The following is a 17,381-nucleotide window of genomic DNA, read 5'->3' as shown; positions in this document are numbered from 1 at the left end:
AAAAAATCCCGCAATTCAATTGCGGGATTTTTTCTTTTTACACTCAATCTTTTTGGCTGAATTTAGCCAGAGATTGTGTTTAAACAGTTTAAGCAAACTTGGCTAAAACTGCTAAAAAACCATCTTTTTGACATGGAAATTCAGCAATCACATCGTGAATACGCTGACCTTCAGGATTAGTGGCATTGACATCGCGACCATCGGCAACAAATTGTGTCAATAGACGTTCATAGTCACTTGGACGCATGTGTTTAAATGCGTGATAGAGTACGTGAAAATCTGCATTCACACCTGCAGGTGGAAGTTGATTCAAATAGGCAAATACACGTTCATCCGACCATGCTTCGTTAAAGGTCGCAGGTTGAGATAATGCCATGGCAATCTCCAGGTATTGTTCTATAAATAAAAAAGGCAAAATATGAGTTCACAAGCGGAAAAGTGTTTTAGTACACTTTATCTCGAAGCATAGCTTCTCGTCTTGCGACGGCAAAGTAAACTTTGTACATCCAGTCCACTCGAAGCACAGCTTCTCGTCTTGCGACTGGGCAAAGCAGTGCTTTGCTATTCCAGTCTCATATTCTGCCCTGATTCAATTTGCTTGACTAATCAGTATTCAGATTATCGCTCTTCAGGCAAATTGATATTCATTTCCAACATTTCAATATTGGCTTCTGAACGCACAGACATTTGAATATGTTGTTCATCGACACCACGCACGTAGCGATTTACCACTTGCATGATTTCTTTTTTCATCTGATCAATTTTGTCTTGGCTTAAGCGTTTACCTAGACCTTGTTCAGAAGCAACAATCACTTTTAAGCGATCTTTTGCTGTTTGTGCGCTAGATGTCTTGTCTTCACCGCTAAATAATTTGCTCCAAAATCCTGCCATGTCTACGCTCCAAATAATCGTGCTAACCAACCTTTCGGTTTTGTTTCAATATGACGAAACGGACGTTCTTCACCCAAGAAACGTGCAACCAAGTCATCATACGCCTGACCTGCAGCAGCATCGCTATACAGAATGACAGGTTTGCCTTCGTTAGATGCTTGAAGTACGCTCTTACATTCAGGAATAACGCCTAAAGTTGGTACACGTAAAATATCTTTAGAAATGTCGTCAATGGTTAGCATTTCTTGTTTATCGGCACGTTCTGGGTTGTAACGTGTGATACACAAGTGCTTACGCACACGACCTTCGTTTTGTTCTACTTTTTTGGTTTTGCTGTCAAGCATACCAATAATACGGTCAGAGTCACGTACTGAAGAAATTTCAGGGTTGGTCACAATAATCGCTTCATCGGCATGGTACATTGCAAGAATGGCACCGCGCTCAATCCCTGCAGGTGAGTCGCAAATAATGTAATCAAATTCTTGTGCCAACTCATCCATGATACGTGCCACACCTTCATCGGTGAGGGCATCTTTATCACGGGTTTGTGAAGCTGGAAGAATATAAAGGTTTTCGATATCTTTATCGCGAATTAATGCTTGTTGTAAACGCGCTTCATTATTTAATACATTCACAAAATCATAAACAACGCGACGTTCACAACCCATAATTAAGTCAAGGTTACGTAAACCCACGTCAAAATCGATAACAACAGTTTTGTGACCACGTAGGGCTAAACCTGTTGCAAAAGATGCACTTGTAGTGGTTTTACCTACGCCACCTTTGCCTGATGTTACGACAACAATTTTCGCCACCGAATCCACTCCTGTTATGGTTTAAATTCCCCTATATTTTTTCGGGGATTTTTGGTGATTATTTATACATTAAAATTGTAGAGCTTCAAATACAAGCTCTTGGTTATCATTTAAGTAAATATGCACAGGTTTTTTAGTCACATGCTGAGGAATATCGTCCGCCACGCAATACGTGCCTGCAATAGATACCAATTCTGCTTCTAGGGAATGACAGAAAATTCGTGCCGCAATATTCCCGCCCGCGCCGGCAATGACTCTACCACGTACACTACCATAAATATGTATATTTCCTGAAGCAATCACTTCAGAACCGCTGTTGATGCCTGCGGTTAAAATAATGTCGCCCTGATGTTGTACCAAGCATTGACCTGTACGCAAAATTTCATCGTGATAAGACGTAATATGCGCTACAGCAGGTGTAGTTTCAGCAACTTGATTTTCCGTCTGTTGCTGTTCTGCCGCAGGTTCAGGTTTTACTTCAACCACTTGTTCTTTGGTGGCTTTCACTTCCTGCAATGGACGGTCTTGCGGGATGACAGGGAACTGAATAGCACGTGCCTGATCTGCCATAATGCCTTCAGTCACAGCAATTGGCTGTGCTTCTAGGCTAATTAGCAATTGAATTAGCGCAATCAATTCTTGTTCGACTGAACTTTCAATGACCACCAAAACCCCTGGTGGAAATGATTTTTGCAACATTGGGCTTAGTTGCTGGCGGATCGCATCATGATCATTGGTGTCTAAGCTAATGCGAATCGCATTGACCAATCTGCCTTTTATCCGTATGTCAGCCATAATAATTCCTTAACACTTCTAACTTTGCTGGTTGTTGAAGTCATCTTATAAATAGAGCAAATCCTAGAACAAATTGGGTGAATTCTCTAGTTCAGTTACTAAAAATATTTCACATTGTTTTAGCTAAAATTATCGAAAGACCTTTATGAAATATCGTGTTGTTGTCCTTCATTTAAAATTTGTTGCCATTGTTTAACTTTTACTTGTTTGCGAATTGCTTCTAAACTTTCAAATATCGCTGATTCTACTAATTTATCAATATGCTGATTATGTTCAATCTCAATCTGACTAATTTTTTCAGCAATCATTTGATAAGTTGGATTTTGTACTTGTTGATGCTGCTGTGCAAAAGGTTCAATTAAACCTTGGGTGATATTTTCGCCCAATCGTTGTCCGATACTTTGAATTTGCTGTTCAATACGTCCACCGACCAATGGAATCAGGCGCAGCAATTGCGTCAGTTCAGGCGTATCTTCAATGGCTTGATTCACCACCAACCCGACATTTTTCGCAATCATGTGACGCTGCATTTGTAATTCTTTGCCTAAGGATTCCTGCAAAATATCGGCTAGGGCAATCGCGAGTAATTGACGATGATGCTCGACCAAATCATCAATAAATTGTTTGTGAGTGGTACTGGTGGTCAATTCACGTTGCACACCATTAAGTACCGTGAGCACCACACGGCTACTCAGTTCTTCCATTAGCAAGTTGTAGTAAAAGTTGCCGCGTTTATACCAACTGTCTGGAATGACTTTATAGCCATGGCTATGCAGGTTGTAACCAATCGCGATGGCACGTAATAAACGTAAAAAACGCAATTGCGGAATAATTGCAAGAATTTCATACCAGTGAATAAACGGGAAAAACCACCAACGCTGATGATGTTTGAAAATAATTGCAATACCCCAACGCACGCCCAACTCTACAATTAAAAACGTGGTAAACCAGCCTTCGGTAATCACCACCCAAGGGCGCAATTCTGTTCGATAAAACTGTAAAATTTCAGGTAGACGAATAAAATCGAACAACCATTCGCCAAAATCACTCATTAAAATGGCATTGGCACTTAAACAGAACAAGTTAAAGATGATTAAACCCATCAAAAACAAGTCATAAGCCAAGGCAATTTTCCATCCCCATGAATCTTTACGCAGGGGATGAAAAGAGGATTTGATGACAGGTTCTTCAGACTTTTTCATGGCGTACCTGAATGGTTATGCAGTCGGAGCTGCAAGTTTTTGTTGCATGCTTTCAATCAATTGATCTTTTTCCAGCCACAGTTCATGCACCCATTGCTGAAAACGCTCACGATATTCAGCATCATCTTCGTAATTGCCGCCCAACACCCAATCTGGAATATTAATTTTGCGTAAATTCACCGCAATGCGCGGCACCTCACCTAACCAAAACTCGCTATAGCCCGGCACGCCATCTGGGTACACAATGGTCATATCTACCAAGGCATCAATTTGATCACCCAAAATATTCAATGCCAAAGCTAAACCACCAGCTTTTGGCTTTAATAAATGTTGATAAGGCGATTGTTGTTGATCATGTTTTTCTTGGGTAAAGCGTGTGCCTTCTAAATAATTCAGCAGGGTAAAGGGCTGACTTAATAACTGTTGGCAGGCTTTACGCGCTTCTTCCATATCGCGGTCTTTCAGCTCAGGTTTTTTGGCAATTTGTGCTTTGCTGTGACGCTTCATCATTGGGAAGCCTAAAATTTTAAAGGCTTGTCCTACAAAGGGAATAAAGATCAGTTCCCACTTGGTAAAAAAGCGGGTCAATGGCATACGGGTTAAGCCAAAATACTGATTTACTGTGGTATCGACCCAACTTTGATGGTTACAGGTCATGAGATAACGACCTTGCATGCTCAGTTGCAAATCTTCATCAATGCTGATATCCCATTGGGTATTGGGTAATACATGATCAATCAGCCAGTTGTTTACACTGAGCCAACTGTTGGTAATTTGAATATTGGTTTCATCGACCTTACGTGACTGCTTTAACAGTTTGGTTAAGCCCAAAGCCAACACAGGAGGGCCGTGAAAAAATGTACTGCCAGTGATGACTGTACCCACGGTGAGACCTTTTGTGATTTTTTTTAATAAAGGGTGTTTCTTTGCTTGCGATGACATATAAATCAATCCTGAAGATAAATCGTCCAATGCGTCACGTGTTTGTAGATGACTCCAATATAAATGTTGTTTTTAAAATAAAAAAGTGTTGAAGTGAAAGTGTGTAGAAATTGTGATGAAGTTATACCAAGATTTGTACATGATCATGTATATTTGTAAGTAAAAGTTTTTTTATTAACAAAAAATCAATGGTCTAAGTATATTTTTTCATTCAATATTCAGCATATACAACAAAACACAAGTAAGGAGGCATGCCATGCGTGCATTAGCAATTTCGGCAGCAGTCGTAGGGGCAATGGTTTTAACTGGTTGTCAAACGACTGGTAACAACCTTGGTGGTATGGAATATGACAAAACTGCGTTAGGCACAGTAATTGGTGCTGCTGCGGGTTATGGCATCTCTAAAGGTAACGCAAATACAAGCGCACAAAACAACCGTGCTGCAGCGATTGGTGCTGTAGTGGGTGCTGCTGCGGGTGTTTATCTTGACAATAAAGAAAAACAACTTCGTCAACAAATGGCTGGTACAGGCGTAGAAGTAAACCGTAATGCCGATGGTTCTGTTGGCTTGATCATGCCGGGTAACATCACGTTTGATACTAACAAATCAAACATCAAACCAAACTTCTATTCTACCTTGGACAAAGTAGCGCAAACGCTAACCCAAGATAACAAGAGCGGTATTTTGGTAACAGGTTATACTGACAGCACTGGTAACGACGCAATCAACATTCCATTGTCACAAGCACGTGCACAATCGGTTGCAAACTACTTGGCTAGCCGTGGTGTATCAACTTCACGTATTAATGCACAAGGTCACGGTGCTGCAAACCCAATCGCATCGAATGCTACTGCAGAAGGTCGTGAGCAAAACCGTCGTGTAGAAATCAGCATTTATGCAATCCAATAATCTGGCATTGTATAGATTGTAAAGAACCGCCTTCGGGCGGTTTTTTTATGCAAGCAATTTCTAGGGTCTACTCAGCAAATAGACAATGACGTCTAAAGTAGCATTTTAGATTAGTCATCTTTGGCGGAGATGACTATAATCGAGCTCGAACCGAAATAGAGGAAATACTATGACACTGGCAAGTCAGTTAAACGACAAGCAACTTGAAGCGATGAAATACACTCAAGGACCCTTGTTAGTGCTTGCAGGTGCAGGTTCAGGCAAAACTTCGGTGATTACCCGAAAAATTGCCTATTTGGTTAAGCATTGCGGGATTCCTGCGCATCGTATTACAGCGATGACTTTTACCAACAAAGCAGCACGAGAAATGAAAGAGCGTGTGACCAAATTGTTGTCACGTGAAGAAGCTAAAGGATTATCGGTTTCGACTTTCCACACCTTTGGTCTGAATTTATTACGTCTTGAATTAAAACACACGCCGTTAAAAGCCAACTTCTCTATTTTAGATGCCGATGACTGCAAACGTATTCTGATGGATTTAATGCACCGCGATAATTTGTCGGGTGCAGAAAGCAAAGAATTGATTGCCAAAGCCATGAAGATGATTTCAGACTGGAAAAATGATCTGATTGCACCCGAGCAGGCGCATACCACCTGCGAAACGCCAGAAGACATCCAGTTTGCACATTTATATCAACTTTATGAACGTAATTTACGTGCCTATAACGCGGTAGATTTTGATGATTTAATTGTAATGCCGACACGACTTTTGCAAGAAAATGCCGAAGTGCGTGACAAGTGGCAAAACCGTGTTCGTTATTTATTGGTCGATGAGTATCAGGACACCAACACCGCACAATATATCTTGGTGAAATTACTTGTGGGCGTAATGGGGCAGTTCACTGCGGTAGGTGACGACGACCAATCGATTTACGCTTGGCGCGGTGCGAAGCCTGAAAATATGGCCTTGCTGAAAGATGATTTCCCGAATTTAAAAGTGATTAAACTTGAGCAAAACTATCGCTCGACCAGTCGCATTTTAAAAGCGGCCAACACCGTCATTGGCAATAATCCACATATTTTTGACAAAAAACTGTGGTCAGATAAAGGTCATGGTGAAGTGATTCGGGTAATTACATGCCGCAATGATGATGATGAATCAGAACGCGTGGTTAAAGACTTACTCACGCATAAACTGATGAATGGTAAAAGCTGGAAAGATTATGCAATTTTGTACCGAGGGAACTTTCAGGCACGTATTCTGGAAACCCAATTACGTCAAATGCAAATTCCTTACAAGCTTTCGGGGGGGCAGTCATTCTTCGCACGTGCTGAAATCAAAGACATCATGAGTTATTTGCGTCTGATTATTAACCCTGAAGATGACAGCGCATTCTTACGCATTATTAACACGCCTAAACGCGCGATTGGTCCTGTGACTTTGGAAAAACTAGGGCTGTTTGCACAGGAAAACCATTTGTCATTATTGGCTGCTGCAGGTGATCAGCGCCTAACCATGGCAATTCCGAAAAAAGCCACGACGCAGTTGGCAGAGTTTTCAGATTTTATTAGCAATTTTACGCGTAACTTATTGGAAGATGATGAACCTGTGCCAATCATCCGTCAAATGATGCTCGAAGCAGGTTATATCGACTACATTAAAGAGCAAGCAGCTACCCCTGCGCAGGAAAAAACCAAGCTAGATAATATCGAAGTTCTATATAGCAGCATCCAAAGTTTGATTAACCGTGCTGAAGATGTCGATGAAAAGAATATTGAAAGCGTGATTCGTAAAATGGTGCTGCTCGATATGCTCGAACAGCAACAGGAAGAAGAAGACACTGATAAAGTCAATTTACTCACCCTGCATGCGTCCAAAGGCTTGGAATTTCCGTACGTGTATTTGATTGGTTTGGAAGAAGAGCTTTTACCGCATAAAAACTCAATTGTGGCAGATACTGTCGAGGAAGAACGCCGTTTGATGTACGTGGGGATTACTCGTGCACGTCAGGGCTTAACCATTACTTTGGCAGAGCAGCGCAAAGCGGGCGGGCAAATGAAACAAATGACCCCAAGTCGTTTTTTGGATGAATTACCACAAGATGAATTGGAATGGCTCGGACGTAAGAAAAAGTTAGCCGGTGATGTCGATCCGAAATTACAGGCACAGCATTATTTGGAAAATTTACGTGCCTTAATCAAGCGCTAATTTTTTGAAAATACTTAGGGCATTGATGCAAGTACAGCATCAAATGGCACATCGAAAATCGAAAGAAAATTGAAAATTTAAAAACAGGATAAACTTCATGAAAGTTCAAGTTAAAGTCTTAGATTCACGTTTAGGCACAGAATGGCCAATGCCAACTTATGCAACCGCAGGTTCGGCAGGTTTGGACTTACGTGCTTGTGTAGACAGCAGCACCGTGATTGAGCCGGGTCAAACAGTCTTGGTCAAAACAGGTTTAGCGATTTATATTCAAGATACAGGTTTTGCAGGCATGATTTTGCCGCGTTCAGGCTTGGGTCACAAACATGGCATCGTGTTGGGGAACTTGGTGGGTTTGATTGATTCAGATTATCAGGGTGAATTGATGGTTTCGGTGTGGAACCGTAGCCAAACAGCATTTAGCTTAGAACCTGGTGAGCGTTTAGCGCAATACGTTTTGGTTCCTGTGGTACAGGCCAAGTTTGAACAAGTAGATGAATTTGTTGCCACCGAACGTGGTGCAGGTGGTTTTGGGCATACGGGCAAAAACTAAGTTACTTAGGTTTCAGCCTATATCGTTTGGTAAAGTTTTATCTGAAACTTTACCAACAATTCTTGAAAAGTAACGAAAGATGTACTAATAATGACAAGTAAATCACTAGCTCTGATGAGACCATTGCACATCTATTAAAAAATCTAATTAGAATTTTCAAAATATCTCGAGCCAAGATTTATTCACTTTATGTTGGCTCATCTTTGTAGTTGTAAGCCTATGAACAATCCACAAACACTTTTTCCTCAGCATATTTTTCGCGCTTACGACATTCGTGGCAAAGAAACTGTGCTGACCGCGAAATTGGTACACGCCATTGCACAAGGATTGGTGCAACAATATCAACAAGAAAAGCAAACTCAAATTAGTATTGGTTATGATGCGCGTTTAAATAGCCCCGCTTATGCTGAAATTATGCGCCAAGTCTTTCTTGCCCATCAATTTCAAGTGACGATGGTGGGTTGTTGTTCTAGCCCGATGTTGTATTTTATGGCACGACACACGGCAGGCAATGGCATTATGCTTACGGCCAGTCATAATCCAAAATCAGACAACGGCATTAAATGGATTGTGCAGGGCGAACCGCCAACCCCTGAAATGATTCAACACGTGGCACACGATGCAGCGCCATATTATTTAAATACCGATGCAGCACCATCCATCGCCTCACAACACGCCACCAATATTTCACATGAATTTATTGAAGATGCGTGTCAGCAATATCAGCAGGCAATGTTGAACGATATTCAACTGGCGGGCACTTTTAAAGTGGTTTTAGATGGGATGTATGGTTCGGCAGGTCATTGCGCTGCTTTGGTTTTGCAAAAAATGGGCTGTGAGGTGATTGCTTTACGCTGCGAAGCCAATGGTCATTTTCCAGAACATGCACCCGATCCATCACAAGAAAAACACTTACAACATTTAAAAGCTGCGGTGCGTGAACATCAGGCGGACATTGGCATTGCTTTAGATGGCGATGGTGATCGTGTCGTCCTCTTGGATGAACATGCCAATGTGCTTTCAGCAGATCGTTTGCTGTCTTTATTTGCAGAAATGTGTTTAAAAACTCATCCTCAGCATCAAGTGGTGTTTGATGTAAAATGCTCCACTATGGTGCGCAATACCGTGCGTGATTTGGGTGGCGAAGCGGTGATGATTCGCACGGGCAGTACCTTCTTGCGGCGTTATTTGGCGCAGTCGCAAGGCAAGGCTGTGTTCGGTGGCGAATACGCAGGACATTATGTATTCAATGATGGACGTGGTTTTGGCTATGACGATGGTATTTACGCAGCGCTGCGCGTGTTGGAATACTTAAGCCACAGTAATTACAGCAGCCTTTCGGCATTGATGCAGAAATACCCTGAGCGTTGCTGCACTGAAGACACGTATATCAGCACACGGAATATTGAACCGAGTGCGGTTTTAAATGATGTTGAAAGTTCTAGCCATCGCAGTGGTGCAGAATTAAGTAAAATAGATGGTGTAAGACTTGATTTTGAAGATGGATTTGGCATTATTCGAGCATCCAATACAGGCGAATATTTTACGGTGCGTTTTGATGCCGATAATCCATCACGACTGAATGATATTCGCGATACATTTGTTTCCATGTTAAGTGAGCGATACCCTGAAATCGCCCAAGACATTTTAGATGCTCAATAAGGAGAGGCGAATGCCACATCAACAGACTGGTATCGACAAAGCGCAAATTTTGACTGAAGCTTTGCCGTATATTCAACGTTTTGCGGGCAAGACCCTTGTTGTGAAATATGGCGGCAATGCCATGACCGATCCTGAGCTGGAAAGTTCTTTTGCTCGTGATATCGTGTTGTTAAAGACTGTAGGCTTAAACCCGATTGTGGTGCATGGCGGTGGCCCACAAGTGGATTCTATGCTCAAGCAATTGGGACGTGAGTCTGACCGTATTGATGGCATGCGTGTCACCGATCCTACGACTATGGAAGTCGTAGAAATGGTCTTGGGTGGTAGCGTCAACAAATCTATCGTCAATCTGATTAACCAACATGGCGGTCGTGCCATTGGTTTGACGGGTAAAGATGGTAACTTGATTCGCGCACAAAAATTATTGATGCAAAAAACTACTGAAACAGGCGAAGTACAACAAATTGACCTTGGTTTGGTGGGTGAAGTGGTGGGTGTCAAAACCGACGTGTTGGAAATGTTTACTAGCAGCGACTTTATTCCAGTGATTGCACCTTTAGGTGTCGATGATGCAGGCAATACCTATAACATTAATGCCGATTTAGTCGCAGGTAAAGTTGCCGAAGCATTGGGTGCGGAAAAGTTAATTTTGCTGACCAATATTACGGGTGTATTAGACGAAAATAAAAACCTGTTAACTGGTTTGACTACGCAGGAAGTAGATCGTTTAATTGATACAGGCGTGATTTACGGTGGCATGATTCCAAAAGTGGGTTGTGCATTGGATGCAGTTAAAGGCGGTGTAATCAGTGCACATATTGTAGATGGTCGTGTGCCACATGCTACTTTATTGGAAATCTTTACTGATCATGGTGTGGGAACATTAATTACCAACCGTGTCCAAACGCGTAAATAAAACTCTATAAGATGATCCCTAAAAGAGCTTCACAATTGAAGCTCTTTTTTATGTCAAATTTACGGCAAGAAACTGAAATTTTGTTGATTCAGCATCCTTGAAATTGCTTTGCACCTATCCTGCAATCTTAAAATTGTAGTCGCTAAAATCGCGGTCATCATAGTGTCATGCTGCTGTCCTAGTGTAGGAGAAAACATGAGGTATCTATGATGCTACAAAAATTAAATCAGTATCGTCAGCAGTTTAGCTTTCCTATGGTTAAAGTGGGTAAAGCACAGAAAAAAAACAGCAAAGCTACGCAATATGCGTTTGAATGGGTTGAAAATTTAAAGCAACTACAAGAAGTACAGCGCTTTCGTGCACAGCAATTTTCCAAGCAATTTGGCATTGAATTTGAATCGGGTTTAGATCAGGATTTGTACGATTTTGGCTGTGAACACGCCGTACTCAGAGATAAATCTACGGGTGAAATTGTTGCTTATACTCGTTTAAAACTTTGGCAAGGGCATGAGCTAGCCAACAGTTATAGTGCGCACGAGTTTAAAATTATAGATGAGTTAGGGCATCTCTCGAATATTGTCGAAATGGGGCGTACTTGTGTGCATCCACGTTATCGTTCAGGCAAAACACTCTCTATTTTATGGCTGAATTTAGTGCCTAAAGTGTTATGGGAAATGCGTGCCAAACACATGATTGGCTGTGTCAGTATTCGTTTGGAAGGTAATGAAGCACGCGCGTATCATACCCATCAAGCGATTCAACAATTGGCAGAAAATCAACGCTGCGATATTCAGTCACAGCAGCTGTTTGAGCCAAGTTGTCCAAGTCATAGCTTTAGCCAAGATGAACGAATACCTAAACTGTTTGATGTTTATCTGAAAATGAATGCTAAGCTGTCTGAGCAAGCATTTTATGACCGTGAGTTTAACTGTCTAGATTATTTTGTTTTGTTAGATGTGAAACAAATGGCGAAACATTTTATTCGCCAAAAGAAAGTGAAAGCATCTTAACTAGAATAATTAAGCAGAGATTTCTACAGCACTGCATATCTATGAAGTGGTACTGTAGAAATCTATTTATATTTTTCAGATTTGAATTATCCACATGGCTGATGCACAATAATCAGATAATTTCATTATTTGTATAAAGATAAGGCCTTATGTGTCAGTTGCTTGGAATGAATTGTGCGACACCTACCGATATTACCTTTTCATTTCGGGGATTTTCGCAGCGCGCAGGAATCACCTCAGATCATTCTGATGGCTTTGGCATTGCTTTTTTTGAAGATAAAGCTTGCCGTTTATTTGTCGATAACCAGTCTGCAGTGGAGTCACCGATTGCAGAATTGATCCGTAACTATCCCATCAAATCGCGTAATGTGATTGCCCATATTCGTAAAGCGACACAAGGCAAAATTAATTTAGAAAATTCACATCCGTTTAGTCGTGAGTTGTGGGGACGCCAGTGGATTTTTGCCCATAATGGTGATTTACATGACTTTCATCCACGTTTATCAGGTCGTTTTACCCCTGTGGGCAATACCGACAGTGAACGTGCATTTTGTTATTTGTTAGATCAATTGGTAAATCGTTTTGGTTATGATGAACCGAGCCTGACGCAAATTTTTGACTTGTTAGCCGAAATTTCTCCTAAAATTGCAGAACATGGCACTTTTAATTTTTGTTTGTCCAATGGTCAGGCATTATTTAGTTATGCGGTGACCAAATTACATTGGTTGGTGCGTGCTTATCCATTTCAGCCTGCACAATTAATTGATTTAGATGTTGAGGTTGATTTTAGCCAAGTCACCACAGCAGAGGATTGTGTGGCAGTGATTACCACTGAACCCTTGACTCAAAATGAAACATGGACAGCATTTCAGCCAGGTGAAATGATTTTATTTCAACATGGACGCCCAATTAAAACCCAAATGACACATATTGCGCGTTTGGAACGTGAGCGTTTAAATCCTGAATTAAGACGGATCACCAAAGCGGATCAATACTAATTTATACGGGTATGTGTGGTTGAAAAATATTCATTTTATTATTGTATAATTCAATTAAATCAAGAATGAAAATGTATAAATTGGTTAATTAATAATTGATTCTTTTAGTCGGGTATTTTTGTTAAAATTTATTTAAATCAATGTCTTGTGTTGTTTTTGTGCGATTTAAACCAATCCCTACCAATTCGCTTCATTTTTATTTATGGGAAATACGGCTACCATTCCGCAATGTGATTAATCATTTATTTCTGTAAGGTGGTCGTATGAAGATGAAATGGGTTCCAGAATACAATACTGGTATCGATGTGATTGACGATCAGCATAAACGTATCCTCGATTATATTAATGAAATTGTTGAAATTAGCGATGGTACAGATCGAGCACGTGTAAAGCAGATTTTAGATAATATTATTGATTACACCCAGTCGCATTTTACGTTTGAAGAATCATTACAAGAAGAAGCGGGTTATAAATACCGCGTACCACATAAACGTGTGCATGATTTATTCATTAAAAAAATTGAGTCTTATCGCGATCGTTATGAAATGGGACAATCCATTGAAGGCGAATTGCATGAAGTCTTATCAAAATGGTTAATTAATCATATTCAACACGATGACGCCGATTATGTTGGTGCTGTGAAAGAGAATATGATGGGCATTATTAAGGAAAATGAGAAGAAGAAAGGTAAAGGTTGGTTCGCTCGTTTCTTCTCATAAGTCTGAAGCCATAAAAAATGAAAGAATAAAAATTATAAATTTGCGCAGCAAACTGTCTAACGATAGTTTGCTTTTTTCTTTTTTGAGGTTTTGCTTTTCCTTGATGACAAAGGCAAAATAGCCGTAGATTTTTATTAGGACAGCGTCATGCAGGACAATGCTATGTCACGATGGTTATCGCCGCTGATGGCATTTGGTTTATCATTCATTATTATTGCCACACTCGCACCAATGACAGGTATTCAGGTTGAGCGTCAGCTCGACTTTTGGTTGTTGTGGCTAGCAACTATGCTGATTTTGGCATTACCGATTACTTATTTGGAAATTGCCTTAGCCAAACGCTCAAAAACGACAGCATTACAAGCACTTTTAAGTTTAACCCGTGATGCCGATGCTTCTCAAAAATGGCGTTTGGTGGGCTGGCTTGCAGTGGTGTTCATTCCATTTTTAGCAGGCGGTTTGTTGTCTAATGCTGCGCAAATTTTAAATCAATATGCCGCTGCAGACTTGGCTAGTCATGTCTTGTTTGTGATTGTGGCTGTTTTAGCACTGGCATTGTCATTAGTGCCGCGTCAAATTTTATTGCTATGTACCGCTGTTGCTGTTGTGGCGGCTTTGGTTTTATCGATGGTGATGGGTTCAGAACTCCCTGCATGGCAAGTCACCTCAATTGAGTTTAGCGAATGGGGCAGTGCAACCGTTTTGGCTTTGGTGGCCAGTGGTTTAGGCATGGGCTTGTACTGGCAAACTAGTTTGCCGCAAGTACAGCAACAATCTGCAGCAACTTCAACGGTATTGCCAATTTGGATTGCACAGCTATTGGCAGTCGTTGCTTTTGCATTCTTTGCCGTGCAAGCACAAATTCCAGCGTTGGCTTTGGTGGCGGCAACTGTTGCAGCAGCAGCGGTTCTATTGCAATTGGCACGTGAACAATTGGCACAACGTCAAATGGCGGTTGCGATTCAGTGGATTGTATTGATTGCAGCAACTTTGGTTTGGGCAATTCCTGCCATTGGTCCTGTATTTAATTTTGCCTTATTGCTTTGGGGCTTAGTTATTTGTTTGATTTACGCAATTTTTGCAGGCTGGATTATGAAAATCAGCCATTTGCGTAAAGCCATGAACTTTAGCAGTGAAGCCTTTTATAACATTTGGCGTATTGCGGTACGTGTGGTGTTACCTGTATCTATCGTAGTGGCGATGGTGGCGTTAATTGGACAGTGGATCGCATGAGTCAAATGGCGCAGGTTTGGGTGGCGTATGCCACACCAGAACAACAATGGCATGTGGCTGTCGCATTTCAGCAGGGCATGACTGTACTGGATGCAATTCAGCAGAGTGGACTTGTGACAGCAACGACTTTACCTGAACCGTTGATGCTGGGTATTTTTGGTGTACGGGTTGAGCCGCAGCATGTATTACAAGCAGGTGATAGGGTTGAGATTTATCGTGCTTTGACCATTAACCCGAAAGATATTCGTCGTAAACGTGCCGCAAAGAACCCAGTAGGGCGTTATGCCAAAAGCAATCGCTTGAGACAATTGCAATGATTTAAAAAACCCCTCAGATGAATTTCAGTGAGGGGTTTCTTTTTATTCTAAAGCGGCTATAGTGGTGGCGCGTTGAGAATCGCTTCTTTCGATCCTGGTAGACCTGGTTGAGATTCTGGAATCGTTTCCAAGCCTTCAACTTTTTCTACAATACCATTTGGATTGAAAAAGATTTTCAAATGCTGACCATGCGCGGCAGGGATCTTGGCTTTTTTAGCATAAGTTCCTGGGATATAGTTGTAAATGTAGTCCCAACGTAATGGATTCATCGGATCGGCGATGGTTGGACTGCCCAGCAAAAAGCGGACTTGTTGATGACTCATACCGACTTGGACTTTAGACGCTTGAGCTTGGGTTAATGGTGTACCCTGTGGAATATCGACTTTATAAACGCCCAAGGTCGAACAGCCTGCGAGCAGTGAAGTGACCAATAACGTCAACATGATTTTTTGCATTTTGCTACACTATCCCAAATTAATTATGATGCATTTGATCTTGATCCAGTGTTAGATCATACTGCATCTTAACTTTGTTGCATATTCCAACTTTAATTTTGTTGAGAGACCTTTTTTCATGCCTATTTCAAATCAAGAATTACGCAAAGCTGGACTTAAAGTTACCCTTCCACGAATTAAAATCTTAGAATTATTAGAAAATTCAAAACAACATCATTTAAGTGCAGAAGATATCTACAAAACTTTACTCGATCAGGGTGAAGATGTGGGTTTAGCAACTGTGTATCGTGTGTTAACACAGTTTGAAGCTGCAGGCATTATTGAGCGTCATAATTTTGAGAACAATCATTCTGTGTTTGAAATCATGCAGGAAGATCACCACGACCACTTAGTTTGCTTGAACTGTAGCAAAGTGGTTGAATTTATTAATGATACTATTGAAAAAGAACAGCATGATGTGGCAGAGAAATTTGGTTTTGAGCTCACAGGGCACTCGCTGAATTTATATGGTTATTGTGATGCGCCAGAATGTCGTGAAGCGTTGCGCAAGAAATAATTTGCTGTAGGTATAAAAAATAGGCTTCCGTATGGAAGCCTATTTTGTTTGTGTTTAAGCATTGTTGCGAAGTTATTGCCCATCGAAGGTAATATTCGAGGTTGCATGTAACAAACGCTCGCCACCTTCTTCTGATAATTTGATTTGTAGACGCAAATCGTTTGGCGAGTCGGCGTGTTTAAGTGCGTCTTTGTAGCTAATTTGCTTGGCTTTATAGAGGTCGTATAAAGCTTGGTCAAAGGTTTGCATGCCCAATTCGCGAGAACGCTTCATTAGGTCTTTAATTTCGTGCACATCACCTTTACGGATTAAATCTGCAATTAATGGTGAGTTAATTAAAATTTCAATCGCAGCACGACGTGAGTTGCCATCTATGGTTGGAATTAATTGCTGTGCCACAATCGCTTTCAGGTTTAGCGACAAATCCATGAACAACTGGTTATGTCGGTCTGCTTCAAAGAAGTGAATAATACGGTCAATTGCTTGGTTAGCGTTGTTGGCGTGTAGGGTGGCAAATACCAAGTGACCTGTTTCGGCAAAGGCAATTGCATAATCCATGGTTTCGCGGGAACGAATCTCACCAATCAGAATTACATCAGGCGCTTGACGCAAGGTATTTTTTAATGCGATTTCAAAGGAGTCGGTATCAATTCCGACTTCACGCTGGGTAATAATACAGCCTGCATGTTCATGCACAAATTCAATCGGGTCTTCAATGGTAATGATATGACCTTTGGAGTTTTGGTTGCGGTAACCAATAATAGACGCCAAAGAAGTCGATTTACCTGTACCAGTCGCACCTACAAAAATGATGATGCCACGTTTGGTCATCGCCAAATCTTTGAGAATAGGTGGCAGTTTCAAGTCATCCATGGTCGGGATTTTGGTTTCAATCCGACGGAGTACCATGCCCGGCTCATCACGTTGTTGGAATGCGCTGACACGAAAACGTGCTGTTTTTTCACGGTTGGTAATCGCAAAGTTACATTCACGGGTTTCGGCAAATTCCTTGCGCTGTTTTTCACTCATAATTGAGTTAAGCAGCTGACCGACAATTTCACCTGTAAGTTTACTTTTGGCTACAGGCACAATTTGTCCATGAATTTTCATGGACGGTTCAACATCGGCAGTAATAAACAAGTCAGACGCTTTTTGCTGAATCATCAAATTCAGTAAATCATTAAAGTCCATCGCGTATCTC

General features: G+C 41.2%; 19 protein-coding genes. 11 read left to right on the top strand and 8 right to left on the bottom strand.

Annotation, left to right across the window (positions count from 1 at the left end):
- Positions 1 to 88 precede the first annotated feature (88 nt).
- From HYG89_RS07955 to HYG89_RS07930, 6 genes are all read right to left on the bottom strand, one after another.
- On the bottom strand, positions 89 to 376 hold the full coding sequence (locus HYG89_RS07955) for a PA4642 family protein (RefSeq protein WP_178866987.1): 288 nt from the start codon (positions 374 to 376) through the stop codon (positions 89 to 91).
- Positions 377 to 618: 242 nt separating this feature from the next.
- Complete coding sequence (gene minE, locus HYG89_RS07950; protein WP_178866985.1) at positions 619 to 891, bottom strand: cell division topological specificity factor MinE; 273 nt, start codon at positions 889 to 891, stop codon at positions 619 to 621.
- A 2-nt stretch (positions 892 to 893) separates the two neighbouring features.
- Positions 894 to 1,706, bottom strand: coding sequence for a septum site-determining protein MinD (minD, locus tag HYG89_RS07945; RefSeq protein WP_096902697.1), 813 nt, complete (start codon positions 1,704 to 1,706; stop codon positions 894 to 896).
- Positions 1,707 to 1,775: 69 nt separating this feature from the next.
- On the bottom strand, positions 1,776 to 2,501 hold the full coding sequence (gene minC / locus HYG89_RS07940; protein ID WP_004975296.1) for a septum site-determining protein MinC: 726 nt from the start codon (positions 2,499 to 2,501) through the stop codon (positions 1,776 to 1,778).
- 143 nt (positions 2,502 to 2,644) lie between these two features.
- Positions 2,645 to 3,703: a hypothetical protein gene (locus HYG89_RS07935; protein ID WP_004975298.1), complete on the bottom strand. Its 1,059-nt coding sequence runs from the start codon at positions 3,701 to 3,703 to the stop codon at positions 2,645 to 2,647.
- A gap of 15 nt (positions 3,704 to 3,718) precedes the next feature.
- Positions 3,719 to 4,645 carry an acyltransferase gene (locus HYG89_RS07930; RefSeq protein WP_104852413.1) on the bottom strand — a complete coding sequence of 309 codons (927 nt, stop codon included), beginning with the start codon at positions 4,643 to 4,645 and terminating at the stop codon, positions 3,719 to 3,721.
- 256 nt (positions 4,646 to 4,901) lie between these two features.
- Between HYG89_RS07930 and HYG89_RS07925 the strand changes: the two genes are divergently transcribed.
- The 10 genes from HYG89_RS07925 to HYG89_RS07880 all read left to right on the top strand — a co-directional run bounded on the left by HYG89_RS07925 (position 4,902) and on the right by HYG89_RS07880 (position 15,169).
- The gene (locus HYG89_RS07925) at positions 4,902 to 5,555 is read left to right on the top strand and encodes an OmpA family protein (RefSeq protein WP_104852412.1); all 654 of its coding nucleotides are present in this window, start codon (positions 4,902 to 4,904) and stop codon (positions 5,553 to 5,555) included.
- Between the two features lie 169 nt (positions 5,556 to 5,724).
- Positions 5,725 to 7,764 carry a UvrD-helicase domain-containing protein gene (locus tag HYG89_RS07920; RefSeq protein ID WP_154320416.1) on the top strand — a complete coding sequence of 680 codons (2,040 nt, stop codon included), beginning with the start codon at positions 5,725 to 5,727 and terminating at the stop codon, positions 7,762 to 7,764.
- A 97-nt stretch (positions 7,765 to 7,861) separates the two neighbouring features.
- A complete protein-coding gene (dut, locus tag HYG89_RS07915) occupies positions 7,862 to 8,314 on the top strand; it encodes a dUTP diphosphatase (protein ID WP_004975307.1) in 453 nt (150 codons plus the stop codon).
- Between the two features lie 219 nt (positions 8,315 to 8,533).
- Complete coding sequence (locus tag HYG89_RS07910; protein WP_004975308.1) at positions 8,534 to 9,976, top strand: phosphomannomutase/phosphoglucomutase; 1,443 nt, start codon at positions 8,534 to 8,536, stop codon at positions 9,974 to 9,976.
- Between the two features lie 10 nt (positions 9,977 to 9,986).
- Complete coding sequence (gene argB / locus HYG89_RS07905; protein ID WP_004975310.1) at positions 9,987 to 10,892, top strand: acetylglutamate kinase; 906 nt, start codon at positions 9,987 to 9,989, stop codon at positions 10,890 to 10,892.
- Positions 10,893 to 11,101: 209 nt separating this feature from the next.
- Positions 11,102 to 11,902: a GNAT family N-acetyltransferase gene (locus HYG89_RS07900; protein WP_178867007.1), complete on the top strand. Its 801-nt coding sequence runs from the start codon at positions 11,102 to 11,104 to the stop codon at positions 11,900 to 11,902.
- 149 nt (positions 11,903 to 12,051) lie between these two features.
- A complete protein-coding gene (locus tag HYG89_RS07895) occupies positions 12,052 to 12,900 on the top strand; it encodes a class II glutamine amidotransferase (protein ID WP_096902262.1) in 849 nt (282 codons plus the stop codon).
- A 263-nt stretch (positions 12,901 to 13,163) separates the two neighbouring features.
- Positions 13,164 to 13,619: a bacteriohemerythrin gene (locus HYG89_RS07890; protein WP_004975314.1), complete on the top strand. Its 456-nt coding sequence runs from the start codon at positions 13,164 to 13,166 to the stop codon at positions 13,617 to 13,619.
- A gap of 147 nt (positions 13,620 to 13,766) precedes the next feature.
- Positions 13,767 to 14,852: a hypothetical protein gene (locus tag HYG89_RS07885; protein WP_178866983.1), complete on the top strand. Its 1,086-nt coding sequence runs from the start codon at positions 13,767 to 13,769 to the stop codon at positions 14,850 to 14,852.
- Positions 14,849 to 15,169: an RnfH family protein gene (locus HYG89_RS07880; RefSeq protein ID WP_004975319.1), complete on the top strand. Its 321-nt coding sequence runs from the start codon at positions 14,849 to 14,851 to the stop codon at positions 15,167 to 15,169. Before HYG89_RS07885 ends, HYG89_RS07880 begins: the two co-directional genes overlap by 4 nt.
- 56 nt (positions 15,170 to 15,225) lie before the next feature.
- On the opposite strand, the gene HYG89_RS07875 is transcribed toward HYG89_RS07880, so the two are convergent.
- Entirely contained in the window at positions 15,226 to 15,624 is a 399-nt protein-coding gene (locus HYG89_RS07875) for an outer membrane protein assembly factor BamE (RefSeq protein WP_178318246.1), read from the bottom strand.
- Between the two features lie 118 nt (positions 15,625 to 15,742).
- Between HYG89_RS07875 and fur the strand changes: the two genes are divergently transcribed.
- Positions 15,743 to 16,180: a ferric iron uptake transcriptional regulator gene (gene fur, locus HYG89_RS07870; protein ID WP_004975325.1), complete on the top strand. Its 438-nt coding sequence runs from the start codon at positions 15,743 to 15,745 to the stop codon at positions 16,178 to 16,180.
- Positions 16,181 to 16,252: 72 nt separating this feature from the next.
- On the opposite strand, the gene HYG89_RS07865 is transcribed toward fur, so the two are convergent.
- Positions 16,253 to 17,371 carry a PilT/PilU family type 4a pilus ATPase gene (locus tag HYG89_RS07865; protein WP_004975326.1) on the bottom strand — a complete coding sequence of 373 codons (1,119 nt, stop codon included), beginning with the start codon at positions 17,369 to 17,371 and terminating at the stop codon, positions 16,253 to 16,255.
- Positions 17,372 to 17,381: the final 10 nt, after the last annotated feature.

The sequence above is a fragment of the Acinetobacter sp. SwsAc5 genome, assembly GCF_013391485.1.
Lineage (GTDB): Bacteria > Pseudomonadota > Gammaproteobacteria > Pseudomonadales > Moraxellaceae > Acinetobacter > Acinetobacter towneri.
The sequence above is the reverse complement of the archived record's forward strand: the minus strand, read 5'-3'. Positions and strand labels throughout refer to the sequence as shown.

What these genes read in the sequence shown, in the direction of transcription:
- HYG89_RS07955 (WP_178866987.1), bottom strand. Translation starts at nt 376, where the DNA reads ATGGCATTATCTCAACCTGCGACCTTTAACGAAGCATGGTCGGATGAA.
- minE (WP_178866985.1), bottom strand. Translation starts at nt 891, where the DNA reads ATGGCAGGATTTTGGAGCAAATTATTTAGCGGTGAAGACAAGACATCT.
- minC (WP_004975296.1), bottom strand. Translation starts at nt 2,501, where the DNA reads ATGGCTGACATACGGATAAAAGGCAGATTGGTCAATGCGATTCGCATT.
- HYG89_RS07935 (WP_004975298.1), bottom strand. Translation starts at nt 3,703, where the DNA reads ATGAAAAAGTCTGAAGAACCTGTCATCAAATCCTCTTTTCATCCCCTG.
- HYG89_RS07930 (WP_104852413.1), bottom strand. Translation starts at nt 4,645, where the DNA reads ATGTCATCGCAAGCAAAGAAACACCCTTTATTAAAAAAAATCACAAAA.
- HYG89_RS07925 (WP_104852412.1), top strand. Translation starts at nt 4,902, where the DNA reads ATGCGTGCATTAGCAATTTCGGCAGCAGTCGTAGGGGCAATGGTTTTA.
- HYG89_RS07920 (WP_154320416.1), top strand. Translation starts at nt 5,725, where the DNA reads ATGACACTGGCAAGTCAGTTAAACGACAAGCAACTTGAAGCGATGAAA.
- dut (WP_004975307.1), top strand. Translation starts at nt 7,862, where the DNA reads ATGAAAGTTCAAGTTAAAGTCTTAGATTCACGTTTAGGCACAGAATGG.
- HYG89_RS07910 (WP_004975308.1), top strand. Translation starts at nt 8,534, where the DNA reads ATGAACAATCCACAAACACTTTTTCCTCAGCATATTTTTCGCGCTTAC.
- argB (WP_004975310.1), top strand. Translation starts at nt 9,987, where the DNA reads ATGCCACATCAACAGACTGGTATCGACAAAGCGCAAATTTTGACTGAA.
- HYG89_RS07900 (WP_178867007.1), top strand. Translation starts at nt 11,102, where the DNA reads ATGCTACAAAAATTAAATCAGTATCGTCAGCAGTTTAGCTTTCCTATG.
- HYG89_RS07895 (WP_096902262.1), top strand. Translation starts at nt 12,052, where the DNA reads ATGTGTCAGTTGCTTGGAATGAATTGTGCGACACCTACCGATATTACC.
- HYG89_RS07890 (WP_004975314.1), top strand. Translation starts at nt 13,164, where the DNA reads ATGAAGATGAAATGGGTTCCAGAATACAATACTGGTATCGATGTGATT.
- HYG89_RS07885 (WP_178866983.1), top strand. Translation starts at nt 13,767, where the DNA reads ATGCAGGACAATGCTATGTCACGATGGTTATCGCCGCTGATGGCATTT.
- HYG89_RS07880 (WP_004975319.1), top strand. Translation starts at nt 14,849, where the DNA reads ATGAGTCAAATGGCGCAGGTTTGGGTGGCGTATGCCACACCAGAACAA.
- HYG89_RS07875 (WP_178318246.1), bottom strand. Translation starts at nt 15,624, where the DNA reads ATGCAAAAAATCATGTTGACGTTATTGGTCACTTCACTGCTCGCAGGC.
- fur (WP_004975325.1), top strand. Translation starts at nt 15,743, where the DNA reads ATGCCTATTTCAAATCAAGAATTACGCAAAGCTGGACTTAAAGTTACC.
- HYG89_RS07865 (WP_004975326.1), bottom strand. Translation starts at nt 17,371, where the DNA reads ATGGACTTTAATGATTTACTGAATTTGATGATTCAGCAAAAAGCGTCT.